The sequence below is a fragment of the Sandarakinorhabdus cyanobacteriorum genome (assembly GCF_002251755.1).
GTDB lineage: Bacteria > Pseudomonadota > Alphaproteobacteria > Sphingomonadales > Sphingomonadaceae > Sandarakinorhabdus > Sandarakinorhabdus cyanobacteriorum.
In genome coordinates, this window is sequence record NZ_NOXT01000004.1 from 1 (window position 1) to 1,547 (window position 1,547).

The 1,547-nt window shown below is 62.7% G+C and carries 2 protein-coding genes; both read left to right on the plus strand.

What is annotated here, in order from left to right; genetic code table 11:
* The first annotated feature begins 45 nt into the window (after positions 1–45).
* Entirely contained in the window at positions 46–1,161 is a 1,116-nt protein-coding gene (locus CHU93_RS00030) for a Y-family DNA polymerase (protein WP_094472190.1), read from the plus strand.
* A 9-nt stretch (positions 1,162–1,170) separates the two neighbouring features.
* Positions 1,171–1,547: hypothetical protein (locus CHU93_RS00035; RefSeq protein ID WP_133064231.1), on the plus strand; the 377-nt coding region annotated here is incomplete at its 3' end.

Here is a 1,547-nt window from a genome sequence, read left to right on the forward strand (position 1 = left end):
GTCGCGTTAGCTCGTAACACTGGGTGTCCATTGACACCTGTCGCCATGGGCGCACCGCTGTTCAAGATCCGCAACCTAGTCGAGGAGCATAACATTGCCGTCTGCTCATCCAACTACGCCCTCTATGGTGACATATCCGAACGCGTGATGAGCGTTCTGGGGTCGAATGCCCCCGGGCATGAGATCTACAGCATCGACGAGTGCTTCCTGGATCTCGACCGCTTGGCCGTGGCGGACCTGACCGAATGGTGCCGTGATCTTCGGCAAACGACCCTACAATGGACAGGAATTCCGGTGTCCGTCGGCGTGGGCCCGACCAAGATTCTGGCCAAGCTGGCCAACCGGCTTGCGAAGAAGTCGGCAAAGGCCGGCGGCGTGCTGGACCTGGTGCATCACCCAAACTGGATCGAGACGGCCTTGCGCAAAACGCCGATCGGCGATGTCTGGGGCGTGGGGCGCCGCTGGAGCGCTATGCTGGAGGAGCGCGGCATCCGCACAGCCCACGACCTCGCCAACGCTCAGGACGGCTGGGTGCGCCAGCGAATGGGTATCGTCGGCCTTCGAACCGTCCACGAGCTGCGCGGCCTCGTCTGCCACGCGCTGGAAGATCAGCCGCCGCCGAAACAGACGACCTGTTGTTCTCGCACCTTCGGCACGGCCATCTTCGACAAGGGCCAGGTCCATGATGCCGTGATGAGCTTTGCCGAGCGGGCGGCCGAAAAGGTGCGTCATGCCGGTCAGGTGGCAGGCGCTGTGCAGCTATTCGTCCGGACCGATCCGTTCGCGCAGGACATGCCACAGAAGTCGATATCGGGTTCTGCGACGTTCCACCGGCCAACGTCAGACACCCGCGACATCACTGCCGCCGTCCTGCGGATCTTCGAACGCATCTGGAGAGATGGATATGGCTGGCGGAAGGCTGGCGTGCTGCTGCTCGATCTGACAGCCCCTGGGGCTGCCCCGGCATCGCTCTTCGACGTTATGGAGGCTCCGGACGACGGGCTGATGCAGGCGATCGACCGGATCAACGATCGCTATGGCCGTGGGACCGCCCGGTTGGGGTTGGCCCAGAAGGATGCTGAATGGCGCATGCGGCGGGAGAACCTTTCGCCCAGCTTCACGACCCGTTGGGGGGATATACCTGCCGCGAAGATGGGGTAAGAGTGTCCCATGGAGGCTTCCGATCCAGACCTGCCCGACGCTGCTGTTGAACACATCAGCCAGATGCTGACGCTGGCCAAGAGCAAGCATCAGGAGGCCATGGCGTTGCTCGGCACCCCTGATCCGAACGCCCTGCCACGCCTGCGCGAAGTGCTGCGGCTCCTCGGGGAGGTCGAGCTGTTGGCCGATGACGCGACAAGCTATGTCGAGGCTGGCGTGATGAAGGCAGCGATCAAGGACCTGCATTTCCAGCAGGCGGCCGTTCAAGCGGCCATAGCCCGGCTGGAGAATGTGAGGGTCCAGTCCCCATGGGCGACGCCTTGGCCATGGTTTACCCTGATCGTTCTAGGCTCAGGACCTATTAAATCGCTTGCACGAGCGTCAAT